This is a genomic window from Vibrio algarum, from assembly GCF_028204155.1.
Classification (GTDB): domain Bacteria; phylum Pseudomonadota; class Gammaproteobacteria; order Enterobacterales; family Vibrionaceae; genus Vibrio; species Vibrio algarum.
In genome coordinates this window covers 1,297,747-1,322,708 of sequence record NZ_JAQLOI010000001.1, presented here as the reverse complement: position 1 = coordinate 1,322,708, position 24,962 = coordinate 1,297,747, and the positions used below count along the sequence as shown (strand labels likewise).

The following is a 24,962-nucleotide window of genomic DNA, read 5'->3' as shown; positions in this document are numbered from 1 at the left end:
AACCTTTTATCAACTATCTAAAGACTTTACGTCTAGTCCAGCGGTTATCATTGTTATCATGGCCTCGACGTGAATCAAAGCACACATTTTTTCTTTGACCATTCCAGCAAGCCACGGTCTTTTTCCTGCTTGCTCTCGCCAACGCACACTTTCTACATTTAGCGATTCTGTTCCTTTTAATTCTGTTGCCGCTAGGCCCCAATTACTGTCACCTAACATCACAATGTATTGATACGACTCTTTATGAGAATCATCTTTAAGTCTATCAGCCATGACCCATTTTGCAGTATCAACGACGTCATACTGATTGTCTTTATTTGTCTGTAGGCCAAGGTACCAACCAGGACGACCTATCAAGTGACTCATTTCACCTGTTTTGTGAATACCACCTAGTTCATCTAGTGGAACAGCAAACATAATGCCATTTACATCGAAATAGAGCACCTGAAAATCCACGCTTCTTTCTGTGCTTTTCCAATCATCAAATACCGATGGAGAGAACTCTGTTTGAAGTTCAGTTTCTACTTCTACGTCTTGTTCAACATCTTGAACGACATAAACCTGTGGCTCTTCTACTCTGGTTTCGCCAATTTGCGTATCTTGTACTTCTATTTCCCAATCTTGAACCTCGTCTATTTCCGGCTCGATTGCTTGCAATGGTACAACAACTGAATGCTCCTCATTAATAGTCGCGGTATTCTGCTCTATCAAAGTAACAATTTCTGGCTCAGCAGCAAGGTCGGTCGTTTCCATTTTATCCAGAAGCTTTTGGACATCTTCTAGATCTGGCACCTCATACTCGCTACGTTCCGATTGAGTATAGGGTACCTCATAATCGATTTTCACTTGGCGTTCTAATGTCGGTGCTATTTCTTGTTTTTGCCCACTTAAACTATCGGTAGCTGTCGAAGTAACCGAAGCTAAAGAAACCGTATCTATGTTTGGTTCGTCAGCAAAATCCCACTCTTCGTCAAGTAGAGCGGTGAAATACTCATCTAATGCTTCAGCACCAGATAATTTCTGTAGTGGTTTACTGCTCATCTAACGCTAACCTCTCTAAGTAGATTAACAGTTGCTTATAGGCAAACACACCGCGGCTTCCTTCTGCAAAATGAGAAGCGGGTAAATGCTTTAAACTTGCATCCCTAAATTTCGTATCAATGGGTACTGCAGAACTCCAAACATGATCTGGATAATCTTTTTTAAGCTGATTTAGTGTCGTTAAGGAAGCCCTTGTACGTTTATCGTACATTGTAGGTATGATCGTTGTTTTAAAAGCTCTATTGCGGGATTTTTGCATTATTGAAAGCGTGCGAACCATACGTTCTAAGCCTTTCATTGCGAGGAACTCTGTTTGTACAGGGATAAGGATTCGATCACTCGCGGCTAGCGCATTTACCATCATCACACCCAAAATAGGTGGGCAATCAATAAGCACATAATCATAGTCGCCATGCAAGGCAAGCAGCGCACGTTTTAATATCAATCCCATACCACTCCTATTACCCATAACCCTATCTAGAGTGGCAAGTGACATGTGTGCGGGAATAATATCGATATTTTCCACATCAGAAGTAAGAATAAGAGGTTTCACTGCTTCTTTGTTGATTTCTGACAACTGAAAAAGATCGAACAAGCTTTTTGGTACGGTGTCTGAATCATACCCGAGATAAGTGGTTAACGAGCCATGTGGATCCGTATCCACTAAAAGTACTCTATTCCCTTTTTTACTGAGTAAACCAGCAAGAGTAACGGTCGTTGTCGTTTTACCTACGCCACCTTTTTGATTTGCTACACTCCAGACAATCATACAACCACCTATGCCAAACCGACTTCGACAAGCATGCGCTCGGCGATACGATCTATAGGTAGGTCTTCTGTCGAAATAGAAGCTTTCGCAACGGCTTGAGGCATGCCATAAACGACACAACTTTCTTCATCTTGAGCCCAAATAGTAGCACCCGCTGTTTTCAGCATTCGTGCACCTTCTCTGCCATCTGCTCCCATGCCTGTTAATACCATTGATAATACTTTGTCATGGTATACCTTCGCAGCCGAACCAAACGTAACATCAACACACGGCTTGTAGTTCATCCGATCGCCACTATCTACGATACGCAACTTAGCGGCTCCCGGGCGACCTTCAATCATCATCTGCATGCCGCCTGGCGCTAAGTAAGCGACACCAGGACGTAACACGTCGCCATCAGCGGCCTCCTTCACCTGAATTTTACAAAGTGTATTGAGGCGATTTGCAAACGCGGCAGTAAATGTAGCTGGCATATGTTGAATTAATACAATAGGGTGCGGATAATTTGCTGGCAATTTAGTCAATATTTTTTGCAATGCAACTGGCCCGCCTGTCGATGTACCAATTGCGGTCAACTGATATTTTTTACCGCTAGACCTAAATTTACCAACGGGTTTTCTGTCTGCTATTGGTGTTCGACTTGCCGTTGATAATGCAGGATTCGCTGCACTCCCGGTCATTTGCTTACGCAACCCAGCACTTGGAGTAGATGCTGGTGTTGGTACTCTACGGCGAACTTGCATTTTTTTGCGAGAGATCTCTACAACTCTTTGCTGTAATAACTGAGTCGCTTCATCCCGATTTCGCGCGATATCTTCAAATTTCTTCGGTAGAAAATCCAGCGCACCCGCGTCAAGAGCATCTAATGTTGCACGAGCACCATCATGTGTAAGTGAGGAAAACATCAAGATAGGCGTAGGATTGACCTTCATGATCTCTCTTACTGCTGTAATGCCATCCATAATAGGCATTTCAATATCCATGGTGATAACATCTGGCTTAACCTGCGCAACTTTTTCTATTGCTTGCTTACCATTTGTTGCGACGTCAATGACCTCTAGACGTGGATCAGCATTAATGATCTCACTTACTCTACGGCGAAAGAAACTTGAATCGTCTACAACTAATACTTTTACAGCCATATTACCCTTCTTACATGCGAGAACGCATCGCGTACTGCTTCAATAAATTCGGTACATCCAATATCAATGCAATATGACCGTCGCTGGTTATCGTAGCACCCGCCATTCCTGGCGTACCTTGTAATAACTCATCTAATGGTTTTATAACCACTTCCTCTTGGCCAATTAAATTATCAACAACAAACCCAACACGTTGACTTCCTAATTGAACAATAACGACATGTCCGTGACCTTTACGCTGATCGACAGAGCCCGCCTTTGGTACTAACCAATTTTGTAAATAGAAAAGTGGAATTGATTTTTCACGGACAATAATCGTTAACTGACCATCAACGACGTTGGTCTTAGTCAAATCTAAATTAAATATCTCATTTACACTGGCCAACGGTAGTGCAAATGGTTGGTCACAAACACCGACCATAAGCGTCGGTAAGATAGCAAGTGTTAACGGAACTTTGATGGTTATCTTTGTCCCCTTGCCTAATTCAGAGTCGACATCTACAGAACCATTCAATGTATTTATGGCTGTTTTAACCACATCCATACCTACACCACGGCCGGAAATATCCGAAATTTTTTCTTTAGAAGAAAAGCCCGGTGCAAAAATAAGGTTAAAACACTCTTTGTTTGTTAAGCGAGAAGCCGCTTCCGCATCCATTAACCCGCGATTAACAGCAATATCTCGAAGCTTATCTGGCTCCATACCCCCGCCATCATCAACAATAGCAAGCTCAATATGGTCTCCTTCTTGTGAAGCAGACAATATTACTTTACCTGTTCTAGATTTACCCGATTTCTCACGGGCATCTGGCATCTCAATACCATGGTCGACAGAATTTCGGACTAAGTGAATAAGCGGATCAGCTAGTGCCTCAACCAAGTTCTTATCTAAGTCGGTATCTTCACCACGCATCTCAAGTACAATGTCCTTGTTTAGCGTTCGAGCTAAATCACGAACAACGCGAGGGAATCGACCAAAGACTTTCTTGATTGGCTGCATTCTAGTCTTCATTACCGCACCTTGAAGATCAGCGGTAACAATGTCTAGGTTAGCAACAGCTTTAGACATCTCTTCATCGTTTCGACTTAAACCTAAACTCACTAAGCGATTTCGAACCAATACTAGCTCGCCTACCATATTCATAATGATATCTAACGTCGAAGTATCGACACGAACCGTTGCTTCAGCTTGCGGTTTTTGAACCGCGGCTTTATTTGCCTTAGGCGATGCTTTTTCAGGTGCAGGTTGTTTAACCGCAGCCGTTGCTTTGACTGGTGCTTTTGCCGGAGTTGGCTTGGGTGCGACTGCCTTAGGTGCTGGTGTTGGATTTGGTTGAACGGCTTTAGGCTGCTCAGTTATCGGTTTGGTTGCTGCATCTAATTCTTCTGGTGATGGTCCCTTACCTGTGCCATGTAATTCATCGAGCAGTTTTTCAAACTCGTCATCAGACATGAGGTCTTCATCAATCGTGGGGCTACTTGCCACCGGCGCGACAGGAGTAGGTTCAGTACTGCCAGGAGCACTGCCCTTTCCGTGCAACTCATCAAGAAGCTTCTCAAATTCGTCGTCAGTTATATCGCCAGCACTTGCTGATGTTGATGGAGCCGGAGCAGGCGTTGGTGTTGGGGCTACTGGTGCTGGAGTTTCTGAACTACTCGCACTTGCTCCAGGAGCGGAACCTTTACCGTGCAATTCATCGAGGAGTTTCTCAAATTCATCTTGAGAAATATCGTCCAACGAACCATTTTGACTGCTTACTACTGGTTGGCTTTCGATAATCGGTTCTGGAGCCGCTTCGATAACTGGCTCTTCAATAACTGGTGCTTCTGACACCACTTCATCTTCGCTAGCTGGTCTGCTTAAACGATGAAGCTCTGCAATTATTGCAGGATCAGCAGGTGTCAAAGCTTCGCCATTTTGCACGGCAGAAAACATCACGTTTACTGCGTCGAGCGATTGTAAAATAGTATCCATTAACTCTGCGGTGACAGAACGTTGACCATTTCTTAAAATATCAAATACGTTCTCTGCACCATGACACGCATCGACAAGCTCTGTTAATGAGAGGAAGCCAGCTCCACCTTTTACTGTGTGAAAGCCGCGAAAAATTGCGTTTAACAGTTCTTTATCGTCGGGATTATTTTCTAGTTCAATCAGCTGCTCCGATAGCAACTCTAGTATTTCACCGGCTTCTACCAAAAAATCCTGTAGAATTTCTTCGTCTAATTCATAGCTCATAGTTTACCCTTAGAATCCAAGACTCGATAATAAGTCATCGACATCGTCCTGAGATGAAACCGCATCTTCCCGTTCGTGAGGATTTATTATTGGTCCTTCTGCCTCGGAAGATGATTTCTTAGTAACTTCAGATTCTTCGTTGATATTTTCCACCCCAAATGCGGTTAATATATCGACTAATCTCTCTTCAACCTCACGAACAAGTGTTATTACTCGAGTTATTATTTGTCCTGTAAGATCTTGAAAATCCTGTGCCATCAAAATTTCAGTTAATTGGCTACGAAGCTCTGTGCTATCGCCTTCTACTTGAGAAAGTAAATCATCAATATGAAGGCAAAGCGATTTGAATTCCGATAGCTCTATTCGGCCTTTCATTAATTCGTTCCATGTTGGCCTTACTTGGAGCAAGCTTTCATGGAGTTTGTCCGCGATAGGTAAAGAACGCTCAACCGCATCCATAGTTTTGTTTGCTGCGAGTTCAGTCTTGGCCATGACGTACTCGAGCCTATCACGCGCATCTGGTATCTCTTCATTTGCAATGACACTCATTCGAGGATCAAATTTAAACTGATCAAGTGCAGTATGAAGATCGCGTGTCAAAGCACCAACCTCATTTACAATGGGGTTTTCTCTTCCTTGTAAAATAGACATTACAATGTCGTTAGCATCTTCTTGCTTGCCATCTTCAAGTAGAGCAACGATTTTGTGCGCTTGTTCTAATGAAATCATGCTGAAAGTCCTATCTACGCTATTTATTATGCGTCATTTGCGTAAAACGACTTATAAACGCTCAAATATCTTGTCAAGTTTCTCTTTCAAAGTCGCAGCGGTAAATGGTTTAACAATGTAGCCATTCACGCCCGCTTGCGCTGCTTCGATAATCTGTTCACGCTTTGCTTCAGCAGTGATCATCAAAACAGGTAAGTGCTTTAGTTCTGCGTCGGCTCGAATATTCTTAAGTAGATCGATACCTTGCATACCTGGCATATTCCAATCAGTTACTACAAAATCAAACTCACCTTTCTTAAGCATGGGCAGCGCGGTCAAACCATCATCGGCTTCTTGGGTGTTATTGAAACCCAAATCACGTAAAAGGTTCTTAACTATACGGCGCATTGTTGAGAAATCGTCAACAATGAGGATCTTCATGTTTTTATTCAAAATTACCTCCACTGAGGTTCAATTCAGTGTATTAGTCTTCTTTTGTCCACTCGCTTAATTTTGCGCGTAAACGTTGCATAGATTGGCTGTGTATTTGGCTGACGCGAGATTCGCTAACACCCAACACTTCTCCAATTTCTTTTAGGTTTAGTTCTTCATCATAATAAAGAGAAAGAACCAATGCTTCTCTTTCTGGTAACGTTTTGATCGAATCGATCAAAGCATTACGAAAATTCTCGTCGGCAACGCCTTGAAATGGCGTATTTGAGTAAGAATCTTCGTGGGTAGAGATCACATCTTCAGATACACCCAAGTCCTCTATACCGACTAAACGCGAACAATTTATGTCCGATAATGCAGCGTGGTACTGCTCTATGGTCATATTTAAGTGTTTAGCAACTTCTATATCGGCAGGGTCTCGAGAAAGTTGAGCCTCTAATTCATTTATTGCTTGATTAATTGTGCGATTATTTCGATGAACTGATCGAGGAACCCAATCACCTTTACGAACTTCATCTAGCATAGAGCCACGAATTCTTATTCCGGCGTAGGTTTCGAAGCTCGCCCCTTTTGAATTGTCGTAGTTTTGTTGGGCTTCTAAAAGGCCAATCATACCCGCTTGGATTAAATCGTCGACTTGAACGCTAGGCGGTAAACGCCCCATTAAGTGATGCGCGATACGTTTGACCAAATTCGAATATTGCTCCAAAAAAGATTTTTGGCTATTTACATTTGCATGCTGGTCATAAGTAAGCGCCTTATTCACCAAATGATTCCCCTACCGGTTCACGTTTATTTAATAGTCTTTCAACAAAAAACTCTAAATGGCCGCTAGGTGTTTTAGGTATCGGCCAAGTTAGTGCTTTATTCGCTAATGAGCTTAAAGCTAAAGCCGCCGGTGAACGTGGGTACGCATCAACGACGATTCTCTGTTTCTTTACAGATTGTCGTACTTTATCATCTAAAGGGACACATGCGACGAGCTCAATACTAACATTCAAGAAGCGTTCTGTGACCAAGGTCAACTTTGCAAACAATTCTCGCCCCTCTCGGTAGCTCCTAACCATGTTGGCTACGATTTTAAATCGCTGTACACCGTGCTCCCGACTGAGAAGTTTTATAAGGGCATACGCATCTGTAATAGAAGTGGGTTCATCGCACACCACAACCAAAACATCTTGAGCTGCACGCGAAAAACTAACTACCATATCGGAAATACCGGCAGCTGTATCTATTAATAATACGTCGATTTCTTCTTCCAAAGAACCAAACGCGCGTATTAATCCGGCATGCTGAGCATGACTCAATTCTGTCATACTTTGTGTACCTGAGGTTGCCGGAATTATCTTTATTCCATGTGGTCCTTCGACCATCGCATCTTTTAGTTCACATTCACCAGCCAATACATGACCTAAGTTTCGTTTAACTCTAAGACCAAGCATGATATCTACATTTGCTAAACCAAGGTCGGCGTCTAAAACCATGACTTTCTTCCCTTGACGAGCCATTGATATAGCTAAGCTCAATGTAACATTAGACTTGCCAACGCCACCTTTACCTCCAGTGACGGAAATCACCTTGGTTAGAGTCGGTTGAGTCAGTCGGCGCAAGCCGCTTGCTTGGTCATGTATATTATTGTCTGTCATAATCTATCGTCACTCAGAATCCGTCAGATTCACTGGTCCAGTAGTGTGGTTCATCTTCAGTTGATTTCTCAAGTAGCTCGTTGGCTTTTGCAACCAGATACTTCGGTTGAGCAATCACTATGTCTTCCGGTACCCTTTGACCATTAGCCACGTAAGCTACTGGTAGTGAGTTCTGGACTATAACGCTTATAAATTCACCTAAACTTAACGATTCATCGATCTTAGTTAGGATACACCCGGATAGAGGTATACGCTTAAAATGGTCGATGGTCTCTTGTAATACTCTTCGTTGTGCTGTCGCAGGCAAAACTAGATAACTATTTATTACCGATCCGCTGTCCTGCATCAACGTATCCAATTGCTCGGTTAAACGCACATCACGTTGGCCCATTCCCGCGGTATCGACTAAAACCAATCTGCGATTACGTAACTGATAGATTACTTCGGCTAACTCATCGGAATCTTTCGCTATTTTAACTGGGCAACCCATAATCCTACCATAAATAGCGAGTTGTTCATGTGCACCAATTCTAAATGTGTCTGTTGTCACCAAAGCGACGTTATCTGGGCCATATTCCATTGCGGCTCGAGCAGCTAATTTTGCGATGGTCGTTGTTTTACCAACGCCAGTTGGCCCAAGCAATGCAACAACGCCTCCGCGCTTAAGTATGTCCGTTTTTGTTACTACAACTTGATCCGACACCAAAGATAACAGCTCTTTCCATGCTTGAGCTGGCGGCGTATCTTCTGAAATATAACAAGCGAGTTGGTCTGCCAGATCAGAAGATAATCCCATTCTTTCTAGTCGCTTTATTAACATCGCTCTCAAAGGTTCTCTACGCTCAACCTCCTGCCACATTAACCCCGAAACTTGGTGCTCGAGAAGACGGCGTATAGACATCATTTCTTCTCTCATTGAGTTAAGCTCTTGATTGGTTTCCTCTCCCATTTCAGATTGTCCGCGTTGACGGTCATATCGGGTAGGATCGAGCTTTGGTGCCGGTCTGGGATTTCGAGAATCATCAGAAATAAGCTTCGCTAATCCAGAATCTTGTGCGAGAGATGAAGAAATCACACCTCTTGGTGATTCTGGCGTGGTTTTCTGAGGGTCTGATTGCCGCTTTAATAATGCTGAAAGTGAATCGGCTTCTGTTGTTCTAGACCCACTATCTTCGTCGCTACGGCTATATTGCTTAAGCATATTTGCAAAGCGTTTAGTCGTTGAACCAGAGGCAGATGAAGCATTACTTTGCAAACTCACGCGGTCATCTTGTAAATCACGCTCATACTGACGGTTATCTGTTCTAGTTGAACTGGCTTCATAACGTGACTGTACACGAGAACCACCTTGAGAAGCGGTTCTATCTGTTGGTTCACCATCAATAGCCGCTACAATTTCTACCCCACCCGCTACCTTTTTGTTAGACATGATTACGGCTTCAGATCCAAGTTCTTCTTTCACTTGAAGCAGAGCTAATCTCATATCTTTGGCAAAAAATCGTTTTATCTTCAATGTATTCGTCCAAGGTTTATTGGCGTAGCACGCTTATTATTTGAGTTAAGACTCAACAGGTTAATTACCCACCGCTTGTACTATTCTAATCTGTTTCTCGTCGGGAATCTCTTGATAAGACAATACCCTTAAATTAGGAATCGTGTTCTTAACAAACTTAGCCAATGTCGTTCTTAACACACCTGATGTGAGTAATACAGCAGGCTCGCCTTTCAATTCTTGTTCTTGGGTTGCTTGACTTAAAGAAGACTGTAACCTCTCTGCTAACCCTGGTTCAATTCCAGTAGACTCACCACCGGATGCCTGCATAGTTTGATGCAATATTTGTTCCAGCTCAGGAATAAGAGTAATGACAGGTAACTCAGGCTCTATCCCATTGATTTCTTGAACAATAAGACGTTTAAGCGCGATGCGAACTGCTGCAGTTAAAATGTCAGGTTCTTGACTCTTACTCGCATATTCAGAAAGAGTCTGAACGATGGTTCGGATATCCCTGATTGGGATAGCTTCATTCAGCAAGTTTTGAAGTACTTTTACAAGCGCGCCTAACGGTAGTTGCTCAGGGACAAAACCTTCAACCAATTTAGGAGCCGAGCGTCCCAGCATCTCTAGCAAGTTCTGCACTTCTTCATGTCCAATGAGTTGAGAAGCATTATTCGTCAAAAGTTGACTTAAATGAGTGGCTAATACTGTAGCGGAGTCCACTACCGTATAGCCGAGCGCTTGAGCATGCTCTCGTCGATCTTCTTTAATCCAAACCGCCTCTAATCCAAATGCAGGGTCCATTGTCGGCTCCCCTTCAACCATACCGTAAACTTGGCCTGGATTTATTGCTAACTCTTGATCTGGGCGAATTTCTGCTTCACCAACAGCAACACCCATTAAGGTGATTCGGTAACTGTTTGGTGTCAATTCCAAGTTATCACGGATATGTACTGCGGGTATTAGAAATCCAAAGTCTTGAGAAAGCTTTTTACGAACCCCTTTAACCCTATCGAGCAACTCACCACCTTGCTCTTTGTCTACCATTGGAATAAGTCGATACCCTACCTCTAGCCCAATAATATCAACAGGTTGAACATCGTCCCAAGATAGCTCTTTTTGAGGTGCGTTTTCTGGCTCTTTAACGACAGGTAAGTTCTTTTTGTCGGCCTCATTTTTCTGTTTACGGTATAGGTAATATGCTCCTCCACTTGCTAAAAAACTCAATAGCAAAAACGCAAAATGAGGCATACCTGGAACAACACCCATAACTCCCATGATGCCAGCTGTAATCATCAAAGCCTTAGGGTTATCGAACAGTTGGAAGACCATTTCCTGCCCCATATCCTCGTCGGTGTTTTGACGAGTTACCATGATAGCAGCACCTATCGATAGCAATAATGACGGTATCTGAGCAACCAAACCATCACCTATCGTTAACAGTGTGTAGATCTTAATTGCATCTTGAAAAGACAAATCAAACTGCAACATACCGATGATCAAACCACCGATAATATTGATGAAGAGGATTAAGATACCGGCAATAGCATCCCCTTTAACGAATTTGGATGCACCATCCATGGAACCATAGAAGTCGGCTTCTTTAGTCACTTCAAAACGTCGGGTTCTTGCTGCTTCCTGGTCAATCAATCCTGAATTTAAATCAGCATCGATTGCCATTTGCTTACCTGGCAATGCATCTAAGGTAAAGCGAGCACTTACTTCAGAAATACGGCCCGCACCTTTTGTTACTACCATAAAGTTAATAATCATCAGGATTAGGAAGACGATTAAACCAACCGCATAATTACCACCAATGACAACACTACCAAATGCTTCAATCACGCTACCAGCTGCATCTCCACCTTCATGCCCGTAAAGTAAAACAACTCGAGTTGACGCGACATTCAAGGCAAGTCGAAGTAGAGTAGCCACTAGCAGCACAGTAGGAAACGCAGCAAAATCTAATGGTCTTCGGGTATAAATGGTTACCAGTAATACCACCATTGACAGTGCAATATTAAAAGTAAAAAACAGATCGAGTAGAAATGGCGGTATCGGTAAAACTACCATTCCTAATGTCGATAGAACGATTATCGGCGCACCTATAGCAGGGATTGCTTTAACCGGTATCGAAGGTATTCTTTCTGAAAATGGCAGGTTAAACTTCATAAATAGCAAGGCTTCAATTTTGATTGAAAAGGAAATAAATCAACACTTTGCTGTTACTATGCAAAAATTAGTCCATGGGAAAGAGTCAAAATAATGACTCTATAGATAGCCTCTAAATACTTTAATAGCATTTAGTATTTCAAGTCTGGTGGTATTGGCATATTTTCATCGTTAAGTGACGGTTTCTGCCCACCACGCTTTCTGAACTGTTTAAGCTGAAACACATACGCTAGCACTTGAGCGACCGCTGTAAAGAGACCATCGGGTATCTGTTGTTCAAGTTCAGTAGAGTGGTAAAGTGCTCGTGCAAGTGGGGGAGCAGGGATAATATATACATCATGCTCTCTTGCAACCTCACGAATTTTCAACGCCATATGATCAACCCCTTTTGCTACTACGATTGGGGCCTTATCTGTTGCTGTATTGTATCTAAGCGCAACAGAAAAGTGCTCTGGGTTGGTCACAATCACATCTGCAGTCGGTACATCGGCCATCATTCGACGCTGTGCGGCTTCTCTTTGCAACATTCTTATGCGCCCTTTAACTTCAGGTTTACCTTCTGTCTCTTTGTATTCGTCTTTGACTTCTTGCTTCGTCATTTTTAACTGATTAGCGTGTTGCCATATTTGAAAAGGTATATCGATAGCAACCACGATCAAGAGAGTACAACTAATTAACAACACAAAATTTAGCAGTATTTCGAGGGCGTGATAGATATTTTGCGGGAAGACATCCATGCTTAATTGAAAGAGGTCGACTTTCGATGCGTCTATGAGATAAAAAGCAGTCCCTGCAACTAGGGTAACTTTTAAGATTGATTTCAGAAGCTCAACCCAACTTTGCAAACCAAACATACGCTTAATGCCACTAAGTGGATTCATCTTTGACATTTTAGGCATCGCGGCTTCGACTGAAAAATTAACCCCACCAACACCTGCAGTACCAACCACAGCCGCAACAAATAAAGTAATTAGCACCATCAATAACGGCAAGATAAGCTGTGCTAGCGCACCTGATGCGATATCGAAAAGCTTACTTGTATCAAATATCTCATCACGGCTCAGCGTAAATAGCCGAGACATCAACGCCCAAAGACTCTTTGACAGACCTTCACCAAACATCATTAGAGAAACAGCGCCAACAATAAGTACAGAAACAGATGCTAACTCTTTAGAGCGTGCAATCTGTCCCTTTTCACGCGCCTGCTGTAACCGCTTGGGTGTGGCGTCTTCTGTCCTTTCTTGTCCGTCTGATTCAGCCATGAGACTCCTCTAACAATCTAACCGGATGATTCGACATATCTGCTGCTCACCTTCTACCCAGTAAAGCTCATAATGTCCATATAACCCAAGCATAATGTACCAACACAATAACAAACCCACCATGAGAGCGAAGGCAAAACCTAATGAGAATATATTAAGCTGAGGTGCCGCTCTCGTCATCACACCAAAAGACAGATTGACCGTAAGCAATGCAATAATACCGGACAACGACATACTCAACGCTGTCTTAAACATAGTACCTAACCAGAGGGAAAGCTCTCTATAATCAGTCGAGGTAAGAGAGCCACTTCCAATTGGCAACGTTTTAAAACTCATAACAACAAGATTAATCATCTTAAGGTGACCATCTGTTGCTAAGAAAAACATAATGGCGAGAAACATAAAAAGCTGACCAAGTACGGGCGTGTTCTGTCCATTAGCTGGGTCTACCATCGAAGCGAAACCTAAACTCGATTGCATACCCAATATTTGCCCTAACATAACGAAGGTTTGCACGATAAACTGTGTCACCATTCCCATCGCAACGCCAATAATAATTTGCTCAAGCGTAGTAAGAAAACCTTCAAATGAAAACAGTTCTATGGCCTCATTTACCGTCGGTATCGAAGGCAATACAGCAAAGGTGACAGCTAAAGCAAGATACAATCGAATTCGAGTAGAAACAAAACGGGCACCAGTTACCGTCATCACCATAAACATTGCCGAAATACGACTAAATGGCCAAAAGTAGTTAGCAATCCAATCTAATACTATGCTGGTAGGAAATTCCATTGCGTTACCTGCCTAGTACAGCACTTGAGGTAATCGTTCGACCATTTCGTAGAAAAATTCAATCATGGTCTGTGTCATCCAATGAGCACCAAACATCAATGCGAGTAGAGTAACAATTAAACGCGGAAGAAAACTCAATGTTTGTTCATTGATAGAGGTTGCGGCTTGAAAAACAGCCACGACTAAACCGATCATCAAACTGGGAATGATGATAGCGCAGACAAGAATCAAAACGATCCACAATGCGCTACGAAATATCTCAACAAAAATTTCTGGAGTCATTAGTTACCCTCACTACAACGCAAAACTGCCCGCTAGGGTAGAAAGTATAAGATTCCACCCATCGACTAATACAAAGAGCATTAGCTTGAAGGGTAACGAAACGATCATCGGAGACAACATCATCATACCCATTGCCATCAATATCGACGCAACAACCAAGTCAATAATTAAAAACGGTAAAAACAACATAAAGCCGATCTGGAAGGCTGTCTTCAGCTCCGACGTGATGAAAGCGGGTATTAAAACCGCCATCGATACATCTTCTGGGTTATCCGCCTCTGAACCCGAAATATTAACGAAGGTTTCGAGATCTTTAAGTCTAGTCTGTTTTAACATGAATGACTTCATCGGGGCTTGAGCGGTATCGAAGGCCTCTCGTGCCGTGATCTGCTCATTTAGATAAGGTTGAACCGCAGTTTGGTTTACTTCATCAATGACTGGCGACATGATGAAAAATGTGAGAAAGATTGCGATACCAATAATAACTTGATTGGATGGTGTTTGTTGTAGACCCATAGCTTGGCGAAGAATCGACATAACCACCACAATTCGCGTAAACGAGGTCATTAAGATCACCATGGCTGGCAAGAAACCAAGCATAGTCATCAGTGCTAATATCTGTAGATTTACAGAATAGTCTTCGCCACCATCTGCATTGGTCGTCATGGTAAAAGCTGGAATTCCAGTACCACCTGACACGCTCCTAGAAGCAACGGAACCCGAAGCGCCATTGTCTTTCTCAAGCGCCGTCACAGTAATACTTTCAGCGCCTAAAGCATTTGCTGCTATTGGGGTTTCTAGCTCTTCCTGAGCCGCAGATATCGGTGCGTACAGAAAAAACACAAACGCTGCTATAAGAGCAGCGAAAAGGTTATTTTTTATCATTTTTTTCAATAACTGGCTAAATTGAGTGGCAAACTGACTTGTTTCGGTTTGCTCATCCTCAATAGGTTTATCCAAGCGAGAAATGAGATTGATGGTTTGTGGGGTAATACCAACTAGAAATTGTTCTTCCCCAACTTTAACTACCGCAATACGTTCTCGCGTCCCTACTGAAACTTGTCTTATAACAGAAAGCCCTTTTTGATTCCCCATTACTGGCAAACGCATTTTTTTAAGCAGCCATGCTAACGCAAAAATAATAGCGATAACCACAACAAGAGAGCCCAAAGTAGTCAATAAGTCCAACGGTGGTGCTCCAGCGGAAAATACTGGAAATGCGACAAAAAAGAGAGTGCCTACAATCGTCCTGTTTTTCATCACTATGCTATCTAAGTTTTTTGATACGTTCAGTTTGGCTAATCACATCCGTTAAACGGATACCAAACTTATCATTTACAACTACGACTTCTCCATGAGCGATTAATGTTCCGTTAACCATTACATCTAATGATTCACCGGCAATTCTATCTAGCTCAACCACGGAGCCCTGGTTTAATTGTAGAAGGTTTCGAATACTAATTTGTGACCGACCCACTTCCATAGAGATCGTCACAGGTATGTCCATGATCGTATCAAGCTTACGACGCTCATCTTCTGATATAGGGGTTGATTGATCAGAAAGCTCTTCTAACGGAGCGACTTCCGGTTCATCGGAGCCCATTGCGGCTGGGTCTTCACCCAGTGCGGCTGCCCATTCGTCTGCTAGTTTTTGGTCGTCACTCGGTTCCATCGTCATCTACCTATAATTTTATTTACTTATTTTCTATTCTAATCATCGTCTTCATCAGACGAAGCATTGCCAATTTCAGACATAATATCTTTGCCTAAAAACGCGATATCGGTCTTAACGACATCAGGCCGTTTAATTTTTTCAGATACTTGAACGGCTAACTTCTCACTTGACCGTCCCATCTTCACTCGATAGGTAGGTAACTCTTCTACAAACATCGTGGCGTTTTCAGGCATATCAATGGGGATAACATCACCGGGCCGTAATTCCATAAGGTCTCTTAAGGAAATATTTTTCTCTAGCAAATTTACCCTAAAATTAACCGGTACATCCATGATTTCGTCTCTAAGTGCCGTACTCCAACGAATATCTGTTTCCATTTTGTCCGACTGCACACCAGCATCGAGCAATTCACGTATTGGTTCAACCATTGAATATGGCATAACAACGTGAAAATCACCGCCACCGCCATCGACTTCAATGTGAAAGGAACTGACAACAATAACTTCCGTCGGGCTAACAATGTTCGCCATGCTCGGGTTTACTTCTGAATCTAGATATTCAAATTCAACACCCATTACTGGAGACCATGCCTCTTTGTAATCCTCAAACACAACTTTGAGTAACAGCTGGATAATTCTTCGTTCTGTTGGTGTGAACTCTCGCCCTTCGATCTTAGCGTGAAATCGACCATCACCACCGAAAAAGTTTTCTACCAAGATAAAGACCAAGCGCGCTTCCATCGTAATCAAAGCCGTGCCTTTTAGTGGCCTAAATCTCACCATGTTCAAACTTGTCGGCACATATAATGTATTTTGGTATTCACCAAATTTCATCATCTGAACACCGTTAATCGAAACTTCAGCAGTTTTTCTTAGCATATTGAACAAACTGACGCGCATATGCCGAGCAAAGCGTTCATTAATTAGTTCTAGGGTCGGCATTCGACCACGAACTATTCTATCTTGCGAAGAAAAGTCAAAACTAACCGTACCTTCTACTTCCGTATCCAGTTCGTCTTCTGCATCATCTACATCATCAACTCCATGTAGTAGAGCATCAATTTCGTCTTGGGATAATAAGTCTGTCACTTGAAACCTATTGAATTACAAAATCAGTAAATAGCACCTTTTCGATTACAGGCTGCCCAACTAATTCCGTCATGGTTGCTCGAATATTTTCTGTTGCTTGGTCGCGTAACTGAGTTCGACCCGTCGGCGTTCTTAGCTGCTCAACCGTGGTTGAGCCCAATGTATTTAAAATAGTACTCTCAATTAAAGGAGAATGGTGCCTTGCTAAATCTTCGTTTTTTATACCCCTAACCATCACTTGGATCTTAATCTGTACTAACCTGTCTTTTTGTTTACCAGGGGCACTAAAGAGAAAGGGTTGTGGAATGTTTACATAAGATGCAGGTTCAGGTAACGCCATCTGATTTGCACTAAGCTGCTCTTGAGATGCATCAGAGTCTGATGAACCAAGAAAAAAGTACGCTGCACCACCACCTGCTGCGATTAACACCACCACAGCGATGATGATGATCATCATTTTACTTTTGCCTTTCGGTGCATCTCCACCGTCTACTTGTTGCTCGTCTGCCATAGTTATCTCAAATTATTCCATTTTCAAAGACTTATACACTGATAAATCTATCGGGGATACCAAAATATTAAGCGTAAAAACTGATTCCATCATCTTTTGATTTAATATTCACGTCAAGATTGATGCTTTCGTCAACATTTACATCTCCATCCCCTGACAATCCATTCAATCCACTCTTATTATTAGCATCATTCGAGGCATACTGCCCTTGCTGTTGACCAGAACTTTGTTGATGAACAGAGGAATCAGATAATTGTATACCTTGCTGCGCTAACATCTCTCTTAATCTTGGCATTGCTTGATCAACGATATCTTTTGCCTGCTGATTTGCCACCGTAAATTGAACCGCTGCTGTGTCGCCATTCATAGACATTCTAATTTGCATCCTTCCCAATTCAGGTGGATCAAGTCGAATATCAATGTTCTTGAGGTTTTTTGACAGCATCATTTGCACTTGTTCTGAAAGCTTTTCACCAGCGACATCACGAGATAACTGTAAAGGCGATTGTTGTACTGCTTGCTGCATATCTGCTTTTATCTGCGTTTGCTGTAGGCCTTGCTGCCCAGCAAGGCCAGAAAGCTGTTGAGATAAACCACTTTCTTTATTATCACTGTCCCCTGCTTTCATTGCGCCCGCGACTCCGCCCGTTGTTGGAGCCGTTTTCATCATATGCTGTTGTGAGTTTGCATTATTCGCGGCCATAAACTGCGTTGGGTTAAACGGTTGTGCTTGTTGCATCTGAGCATGGTTAAGTTCGGCAGCTGTCGTTGGTATCGGTGCTGTAAAAGCTGCTTTATCGGTAATTTGTGCCTGAGCCGCTTGTTGATGCAATGGCTGTGGCGTATGCAATTGCTGCGCTGCTGCTGTTGCTACTGCCGTTGGTCTAACCAACTCCGGCGACGTTTTTAGCTGTTCAGGCATTGCATTAGCTGTACTCATTTGTACTAGATATTCTAACTCTTCCGGTGAGAGGTCTTCTATCTCTACATCATTTAAGTTTAGTTGCGCCATGGTAGCTTCAATTTGTGCCCTATCGACTCTAGCTACCGGTGCAGTTGCCGACGGGCTTTGTAAAGGCCTATTGTCCAAAGAAGATTGCTCTAAAGGTGAAAGCAATGCGGCACTGCCTGCTACATTCACTAATTCATCTTCCGAAAGTAACGGCTCCTTGCTATGAGTTTGACTATCATTTGTTGCAATAACTTGTGCGTCTCTCCAGACAAGTTCATCTGTCACTTGCTGTTTAGCTTGACCTTCCAATTCAGCAGACAACATCACTTGCTCTCGTAACGCTTTTTCTGATTGAGGGGATACACTATTTTGCCCAACAACCTCTTTCTGACTTGGGTCAATAGCCATCGGCTCATCAACGACAGCCGTTCCTTTGTCATTGGCTACCTTGTTTGATTGCTCTTTATAGGACTGACTCATCAACTCACTTTCTGCAAGTTCTGCCTTGTATCCTTGATTTTCATTTTCGTTGGAAGCAACACGTTGCGAGTGTTCTTGTGAAGATGCACTTTGAGCGACACTTTCATCAGAAACTTGATTCGCCACTTTCACATCTTCCGTGCCGGACGTGTTTTGATCTTTAGCCGTAGGTTTTTCAATAAACCGGCTTATGGCCGGATCATCTTCTAAATTTTTGAGTGATTGTTCTGAATCTTTAGAGTCCTGAGGCAAGGATTTGCCGTCCTCTTTTTTGAGCGCTTGGTTAGACTCATCCAGTCTACCTAACAACTCATTACCCTCGTTCATGGTTTTCGCTGCTTTTTCCTCGCTACCTGAAGATTTACTCGTTGATTCATCTGAAGCGACAGAAGGTGACAACTGAGAACTGTCCGATTCAGCCTTCGCATCAGACGCATCACCTTCTTCTCCCTCTGTGGAAGTTTCGTCAGCGACAAGCTCATCAACACTTTGGGCAGATACTTCCGCTTCCGAGACATCCGCCTTCAACGCTTGAGTTTCGTCAGTGGATTCAGTTTCAGATTGGAAAATAGCCCCTAAGGCACTAAGAAAACTAGACGACTCATCGGATTCAGAAGAAGCCTTAGCGTCACTTGACCCTGTTTGCAGGAGTGCATTGGTTTTTCCAACATCACTTACAGATAAGGAGGTTTGATTCATATAAACAGTCTCTTGCGCGTTTTCTACAAAGGAACGGTAACGGGTTCCAACTTATGGCCAAAACGTCTTATTGCCACTTATCACTCTCAACTTAGTAGAAATGCAAAAATTAGACCAACGAGAACATATAGTACTCAACTAAACTTATGCAGATTACAAATGCGTTTTTCCACGAGCATATTGAAGTGTTGTAAATTCATCCATCTGCTTTTGTTCACGATAGTTTTCGATTTTCTGATTCTCTTTACGTTTTTTATCTATCATCCATTCATAAGAGCGTTTCTGCTTTCTTGTCTCTAACCAATGCTCTTGGCAATTGTCGACTTGAGACTTGAAGTGCTCTTCTGCTTCACGTTGCTTTTTTAACGTATTATCTAATTGAGTTAGAAAACGGTTAAGATGCCCATATTCACTGGCTGATAAGCCATTTTTCCCTCGGTCAATCAACTGCTGACAATAATCAAGCCGGTAACGCTCTATCTGAGCAACTTGTTGATAATATTCTTCTAGTTCTGTGCGCGCCTTATTTAACGCAAGTACGGCATCATTTTCACGCTCTGCTGCTTGTTCTAATAAAAAATCGAGTGCATTTTCCATTAATTACTCCCCGATGACTGCAGGATATTACGCAACATATGTACACACATGCTATATGGAACCGACTCTTTCATACTTTGTTGTAGATACTGATCGAGCGTTGGTTTTATAGTAAAGGCACCATCAATTGCTGGATCTGTACCCGGCTTATAAGCACCAATAGAAACCAAATCCTGATTTTTTCGACATATAGATAATACTTGTCGAACCGCCTTCGACATCAATATATGCTCGTCATCCGTTATCTGTGGCATAACACGGCTCACCGATTTTTCTACATCTATCGCCGGATAGTGGCCCGAATCAGCCATCTCTCTAGATAAAACAATATGCCCATCGAGAATCGCACGCGACGCATCAGCGATAGGGTCTTGTAGGTCATCACCTTCCGTTAAGACCGTGAAAAATGCGGTGATTGAACCTTGATCAGGGCTACCATTGCCAGCTCGCTCTACTAAAGCCGGTAATTTTGCAAAGACTGAGGGTGGGTAACCTTTTGTCGCGGGTGGTTCGCCAACTGACAATGCGATTTCCCTTTGAGCCTGAGCAAATCGAGTCAGTGAATCCATCAACAAGAGGACGTCAAGGCCTTGATCACGAAAGTACTCTGCAATGGTAAGTGCGGTTTGACACCCTTTTAGTCGCATCAATGGAGAAGAATCGGCAGGTGCCGCAACCACAACAGAACGTCTACGGCCATCTTCACCAAGTATTTCTTCAATAAATTCTTTAACTTCTCGTCCACGCTCACCAATAAGCCCAACGACAACAACCTGAGCGGTTGTCCCTCGTGTCATCATTCCAAGTGTGACGGACTTACCAACACCAGAACCTGCGAACAGCCCTATACGCTGACCTTTACCTACCGTCAGCAATCCATTGATTGCTTTTATACCTACATCTAGTGGCTCAGTAATAGGCTTACGTAGTAATGGATTCATTGGCTCAGAGGTAAAAGAGGCACGTTTTTCTGTATAGATTTCTCCTAGCCCATCGATAGGGTTGCCTACACCATCAATCACTCGGCCAAGCAGTTCCATTCCGACAGGTAATCCGCCTTCACTTGTAATTGGTGTGACTTTTGCTCCAGGTAAAATCCCGGCTATCTGCTCACTTGGCATTAAAAAGAGATTGTCACCGGAAAAGCCGACAACTTCCGCTTCCATAACACCATTTAAGGTTTCGACTTGGCATAGGCTACCTATTGGCGCTCGACAACCTGTCGCTTCCAAAGTTAAACCAACCACTCTCACCAGTTTTCCCGAGGCAATCGCTCTGGTAGTCAAACCATGTGTTTTGTAGTTTGTAAGACGCTCAGCTAACGCTAACATTACTCACTACCCTGAAAACGATTAACACCACAAAAAGACTGAATAACCGAACGAATACGCTCCTCAATTTTGTAACTAACGCTAGATTCTCCAGCTTCTATTTGGATATCCCCTCTATTGAGAGAGGGTTCGCTCAGCAATATCCAGTTACGACAATCAAGTTCTTCCTCACCGTAGGCTGACTTAATAATGGTGACGTCTTCTGGATTAAGCTTTAACGTAATTGAGTGGCCAGAAATAGGCAGTGCTTCAACGGATTCTTTGATGGTATCCAAAATGATTTGAGGATTGGTTTGTACTTCAACATGCACAACTTCTTTGGTTAATGTCAGTACCATTTCAACAAGTTGTTTCTCTACCTGTGCATTCATTAGCTCTAATGGCTGAGCAAACTGATTTGCAAGGTTCATGAAGTGCTCTACCTGTTGCTTTATAAACGCCTGACCTTCTTGAATGCCTTCGGTTTTACCAAGGTCCAAACCTTCGGCATGACCGTCATTTAAACCTTGTTCTTTGCCTTTTTCATACCCAGCATTAAAGCCGGCTTCTTGCCCCTGAAGATAACCTTCTTGATGAGCATTTTTCTTTATCTCTTCAATCGCAGATTCTGTGAGTTCAATTGGCGCTTCTGCGCTTGGCTCATCAAAGTTAGGAATCCAGCCTGGGTCATAATTAAATGCCGTCTCTTTGGCATCTTTATTCGTCTCTGAGGTGTAATCCGGCAAACCCCATTTCTCTGGTTTCACCTCTGCACCATCTTCGTCTGGACGCAAAAAACCTCTTTTCCGTTCAAGAGACATACATTACCTACTTTGTTTAATAACTATTATAAGAAATCGTCGGCACCGCCAGACAGCATAATTTCTCCGCTGTCGGCCAGTTTTCTTGCCACACCCAAGATCTCTTTCTGAGCCGCTTCCACATCCGCAACACGTACAGGAGGCATAGCTTCGATATCGTCGCGCATCATCTCTGCAGCACGTTTTGACATGTTGTTGAATATTTTCTCTCGTAACCCTTCGTCTGCACCTTTCAATGCTTTCTGCAGTACATCTTGTGGCACATCGCGCAACAGTTTCTGAACACCTTGGTCGTCTACTTCGATCAAGTTTTCGAATACGAACATCAAATCTTGGATCTGAGTAGCCATATCTTCGTCTTGATCTCGAATTTGGTCTATCAAAACACCTTCGACGCTGTTGTCCATGTAGTTCATAATTTCTGCCGCTGCTTTTAGACCACCAATCTTCGCAGCTTGAGCACCAGCTTGACCAGCAAACTGTTTCTCCATAATTTCATTCAATTCCGCTAGCGCTGACGGTTGGACTTCTTCAAGGTTGGCAATACGCATCATAAGATCAAGCCTAACTCGCTCTGGGAATTGAGATAAAATTTCTGCAGACTGATCCGCATCTAGATAGGAGAGCACAATAGTTTGAATCTGCGGGTGTTCATTAATAATGATGGTAGCAACCTGACGTGGATCCATCCATTTCAACGAATCTAGACCTTTAGAACCTGTGCCCAACAAAATTTGGTCAACTAAGTTTCCGGCTTTATCTTCACCCAAAGCAGCAACGAGTGCTTTACGCATAAAGTCTTCGCTACCCATACCAATATTGGTGTACTTTTGAATATCCTCTAGAAACGCTCGGTGCACAGCCGTTACTTTATCGTTGTTTAAGTCAGTTGCTCTCGCCATTGCACTACCAACGCGTTGCACCTGCTTCGGCTCTAAATGACGAATAATACCTGCCGCATCCTCTTCACTAAGACTCAATAACAGTATCGCTGCTCGCTCATCACCAACAATATTGGCTATATCAACAGCATCCGTTGTTGCTAGAGGTCCACCCTCTTCACTTTTTACAATTTCATCAGGCATCTTGTAACCAATTCTTCACAACCTGAGCCGCTAACTCAGGTTCATTCGCAACCAATGCTCTCACTGCTTTGAGCACATCTTCATCTTTATGTAGGTTAGGTAAATCGATACCAGACCCAAATTCAAATGCTTCACCACTTTCAATATCACTACCGATTAAACTGGTTTCGCTATTCGCATTAATTGGTAATCCATCTGGGCCATATTCCACTGCTTCTTCTTCATCATGTGGATTGAGAAGTTTCTTCATCGCAGGGCGTATCAGCACAACAATCACAATAATGATAACTAGAGCGCTGGCAGCCCAACGAACCCAGTCATTAAAGTTAGGATGATCCCAAATAGCCGTTTCTGTTACTTCTGCAAATTCAGGTTCAGCAAATTTAACACTTAACACATTCAACAAATCACCACGGGCTTCACTAAACCCAATTGTACCTATAAGTACTTGTTTAATTGCGTCAATTTCACCTTGTGACAAAGGTTGGTAGGTAACTTCGCCAGTATCTGGATTCGTAATAGCGCGATTTTTAATGGCAACTGAAACCGTTTGACGGTCGATAACACCCGTTTGTCGACGCTCGTGGCTAATGGTGGTATCTAACTCAAAGTTTCTAGTTGCTTCTTTATGTACGGAGCCTTGTCCGAGCATAGAGCCATCTTTCATTTGAGCAACGTCTTGTGGAATAGAAGCGTCTGCTGGGGGTTGATTACTCAATGCGCCCGGTACCCCAGCCACAACACTTCCGTTGTTGTAATCTTCTAAAGTATATTCACTTCTTGTCGCAGGTGTTTGTGGATCGTATTTTCTTTGCGTTTGCTCTATTGCACTAAAGTCGAGTTGAACATCCACTTGCGCTGTATAATTTCCAATCCCTAAAATAGGCATTAATACCGAATCTATTTTATCTCTAAGCGACTGTTCTTGTTTTCTTTCGATGTCTTGCTCTTTACGACGTGCCGTCGATAACGGGTCTTGAGACCCTGAACTTAACAAACGGCCATATTGATCGGTTACGGTAACGCGAGTTGGCTTCATACCTGGAACTGCACTTCCAACCATATCAACAATAGAATCCACTTCTTCTTGTTTTAAACTAGAACCAGTAGCTAAAGTCAAAAATACCGTTGCGGAAGCATCTTGATTATGGCGTACAAAAACACTTTGTTGTGGCAAGGCGAGTAAAACAGAAGCCTTACGTACTTGGCGCATCTGTTCAATAGCTTTAGCTAACTGCCTTTCTCGACTGAGTTTTAATCTTTCTTTTTCTAGACGCTGTGAGACACCAAAACCCATATCATTTAGAAGTATATCGTCTCCAGCTGCCGTCGTTTGATTCAAACCTGCTCGTGACAGATTTAGTTTTAACTGACTATATTCACTCACTGGCACAGAAATCGTATTGCCATTCAGTGTGTAATCTTGTTTTTGTTGATCGAGATAATCTAAAATCGGAATAAGTTCTTCGGTTTCGTATGAACCTAAAGGTCGTAATTCGGGCTCTTTTACCCAAAAGAAAAGCATCACAATTAAAGCTACGCAAATAGAAATAGATAGAACTAATACAACCTGACGAAGCAGATCAAGATCACCCATTCCGAAGTCAGTTTTTGCAGAACTTTTCTCATGTAAATCTGGATCTTGTATGGCGCTATCAAGGCCATCTGCGCCAGCCATAAGTGCGCTGCCACTAGAATCACTTACTGCCAAATCTGTTGATTGTTTATCGTCAGCCACTATTC

The 24,962-nt window shown here is 42.8% G+C and carries 23 protein-coding genes and 1 pseudogene; all 24 read right to left on the bottom strand.

The features are described 5' to 3' along the window. Nucleotides 1–9: 9 nt before the first annotated feature. Entirely contained in the window at nt 10–1,041 is a 1,032-nt protein-coding gene (locus PGX00_RS06460; protein ID WP_272133799.1) for a chemotaxis protein CheW, read from the bottom strand. Then, nucleotides 1,031–1,810, bottom strand: coding sequence for a ParA family protein (locus PGX00_RS06455; protein ID WP_272133797.1), 780 nt, complete (start codon nt 1,808–1,810; stop codon nt 1,031–1,033). The genes PGX00_RS06460 and PGX00_RS06455 overlap by 11 nt, the downstream gene beginning before the upstream one ends. 8 nt (nt 1,811–1,818) lie before the next feature. After that, entirely contained in the window at nt 1,819–2,952 is a 1,134-nt protein-coding gene (locus PGX00_RS06450) for a protein-glutamate methylesterase/protein-glutamine glutaminase (RefSeq protein ID WP_272133796.1), read from the bottom strand. Between the two features lie 10 nt (nt 2,953–2,962). After that, the gene (locus PGX00_RS06445) at nt 2,963–5,191 is read right to left on the bottom strand and encodes a chemotaxis protein CheA (protein WP_272133794.1); all 2,229 of its coding nucleotides are present in this window, start codon (nt 5,189–5,191) and stop codon (nt 2,963–2,965) included. A gap of 9 nt (nt 5,192–5,200) precedes the next feature. After that, nucleotides 5,201–5,920 carry a protein phosphatase CheZ gene (locus PGX00_RS06440; RefSeq protein ID WP_272133793.1) on the bottom strand — a complete coding sequence of 240 codons (720 nt, stop codon included), beginning with the start codon at nt 5,918–5,920 and terminating at the stop codon, nt 5,201–5,203. A gap of 51 nt (nt 5,921–5,971) precedes the next feature. Beyond that, the gene (gene cheY, locus PGX00_RS06435) at nt 5,972–6,340 is read right to left on the bottom strand and encodes a chemotaxis response regulator CheY (protein WP_137357623.1); all 369 of its coding nucleotides are present in this window, start codon (nt 6,338–6,340) and stop codon (nt 5,972–5,974) included. Between the two features lie 43 nt (nt 6,341–6,383). Next, complete coding sequence (locus PGX00_RS06430) at nt 6,384–7,118, bottom strand: RNA polymerase sigma factor FliA (RefSeq protein ID WP_272133792.1); 735 nt, start codon at nt 7,116–7,118, stop codon at nt 6,384–6,386. After that, on the bottom strand, nt 7,111–7,998 hold the full coding sequence (locus PGX00_RS06425; RefSeq protein ID WP_272133791.1) for a MinD/ParA family protein: 888 nt from the start codon (nt 7,996–7,998) through the stop codon (nt 7,111–7,113). Before PGX00_RS06425 ends, PGX00_RS06430 begins: the two co-directional genes overlap by 8 nt. Before the next feature lie 13 nt (nt 7,999–8,011). Next, nucleotides 8,012–9,481, bottom strand: a complete 1,470-nt coding sequence (gene flhF / locus PGX00_RS06420; RefSeq protein ID WP_407702382.1) for a flagellar biosynthesis protein FlhF — start codon at nt 9,479–9,481, stop codon at nt 8,012–8,014. A 90-nt stretch (nt 9,482–9,571) separates the two neighbouring features. Beyond that, on the bottom strand, nt 9,572–11,665 hold the full coding sequence (flhA, locus tag PGX00_RS06415) for a flagellar biosynthesis protein FlhA (RefSeq protein ID WP_272133787.1): 2,094 nt from the start codon (nt 11,663–11,665) through the stop codon (nt 9,572–9,574). 131 nt (nt 11,666–11,796) lie between these two features. Beyond that, nucleotides 11,797–12,927 carry a flagellar biosynthesis protein FlhB gene (flhB, locus tag PGX00_RS06410; RefSeq protein ID WP_272133785.1) on the bottom strand — a complete coding sequence of 377 codons (1,131 nt, stop codon included), beginning with the start codon at nt 12,925–12,927 and terminating at the stop codon, nt 11,797–11,799. Between the two features lie 9 nt (nt 12,928–12,936). Further along, nucleotides 12,937–13,719 (bottom strand): flagellar biosynthetic protein FliR, encoded by a 783-nt coding sequence (gene fliR, locus PGX00_RS06405; RefSeq protein WP_272133784.1) that lies wholly within the window; start codon nt 13,717–13,719, stop codon nt 12,937–12,939. Nucleotides 13,720–13,731: 12 nt separating this feature from the next. After that, nucleotides 13,732–14,001 carry a flagellar biosynthesis protein FliQ gene (gene fliQ, locus PGX00_RS06400; RefSeq protein ID WP_272133783.1) on the bottom strand — a complete coding sequence of 90 codons (270 nt, stop codon included), beginning with the start codon at nt 13,999–14,001 and terminating at the stop codon, nt 13,732–13,734. Nucleotides 14,002–14,013: 12 nt separating this feature from the next. Then, entirely contained in the window at nt 14,014–14,886 is an 873-nt protein-coding gene (gene fliP, locus PGX00_RS06395) for a flagellar type III secretion system pore protein FliP (RefSeq protein WP_272137959.1), read from the bottom strand. Between the two features lie 3 nt (nt 14,887–14,889). Continuing rightward, a pseudogene (gene fliO, locus PGX00_RS06390) lies at nt 14,890–15,261 on the bottom strand (flagellar biosynthetic protein FliO); the annotation flags it as partial. A gap of 7 nt (nt 15,262–15,268) precedes the next feature. Further along, nucleotides 15,269–15,673, bottom strand: coding sequence for a flagellar motor switch protein FliN (fliN, locus tag PGX00_RS06385; RefSeq protein ID WP_272133781.1), 405 nt, complete (start codon nt 15,671–15,673; stop codon nt 15,269–15,271). A 38-nt stretch (nt 15,674–15,711) separates the two neighbouring features. Then, on the bottom strand, nt 15,712–16,764 hold the full coding sequence (gene fliM / locus PGX00_RS06380) for a flagellar motor switch protein FliM (RefSeq protein ID WP_272133780.1): 1,053 nt from the start codon (nt 16,762–16,764) through the stop codon (nt 15,712–15,714). Between the two features lie 7 nt (nt 16,765–16,771). Beyond that, complete coding sequence (fliL, locus tag PGX00_RS06375) at nt 16,772–17,275, bottom strand: flagellar basal body-associated protein FliL (protein WP_272133778.1); 504 nt, start codon at nt 17,273–17,275, stop codon at nt 16,772–16,774. A gap of 67 nt (nt 17,276–17,342) precedes the next feature. Then, a complete protein-coding gene (locus PGX00_RS06370) occupies nt 17,343–19,406 on the bottom strand; it encodes a flagellar hook-length control protein FliK (protein ID WP_272133777.1) in 2,064 nt (687 codons plus the stop codon). Nucleotides 19,407–19,559: 153 nt separating this feature from the next. Next, on the bottom strand, nt 19,560–20,003 hold the full coding sequence (gene fliJ, locus PGX00_RS06365; protein WP_272133776.1) for a flagellar export protein FliJ: 444 nt from the start codon (nt 20,001–20,003) through the stop codon (nt 19,560–19,562). Next, entirely contained in the window at nt 20,003–21,334 is a 1,332-nt protein-coding gene (gene fliI / locus PGX00_RS06360) for a flagellar protein export ATPase FliI (RefSeq protein WP_272133774.1), read from the bottom strand. The genes fliJ and fliI overlap by 1 nt, the downstream gene beginning before the upstream one ends. Beyond that, complete coding sequence (fliH, locus tag PGX00_RS06355) at nt 21,334–22,134, bottom strand: flagellar assembly protein FliH (protein ID WP_272133773.1); 801 nt, start codon at nt 22,132–22,134, stop codon at nt 21,334–21,336. Before fliH ends, fliI begins: the two co-directional genes overlap by 1 nt. Nucleotides 22,135–22,160: 26 nt before the next feature. Beyond that, nucleotides 22,161–23,219, bottom strand: a complete 1,059-nt coding sequence (gene fliG / locus PGX00_RS06350) for a flagellar motor switch protein FliG (protein WP_272133772.1) — start codon at nt 23,217–23,219, stop codon at nt 22,161–22,163. After that, nucleotides 23,212–24,957 (bottom strand): flagellar basal-body MS-ring/collar protein FliF, encoded by a 1,746-nt coding sequence (gene fliF / locus PGX00_RS06345; protein WP_272133771.1) that lies wholly within the window; start codon nt 24,955–24,957, stop codon nt 23,212–23,214. Before fliF ends, fliG begins: the two co-directional genes overlap by 8 nt. Nucleotides 24,958–24,962: the final 5 nt, after the last annotated feature.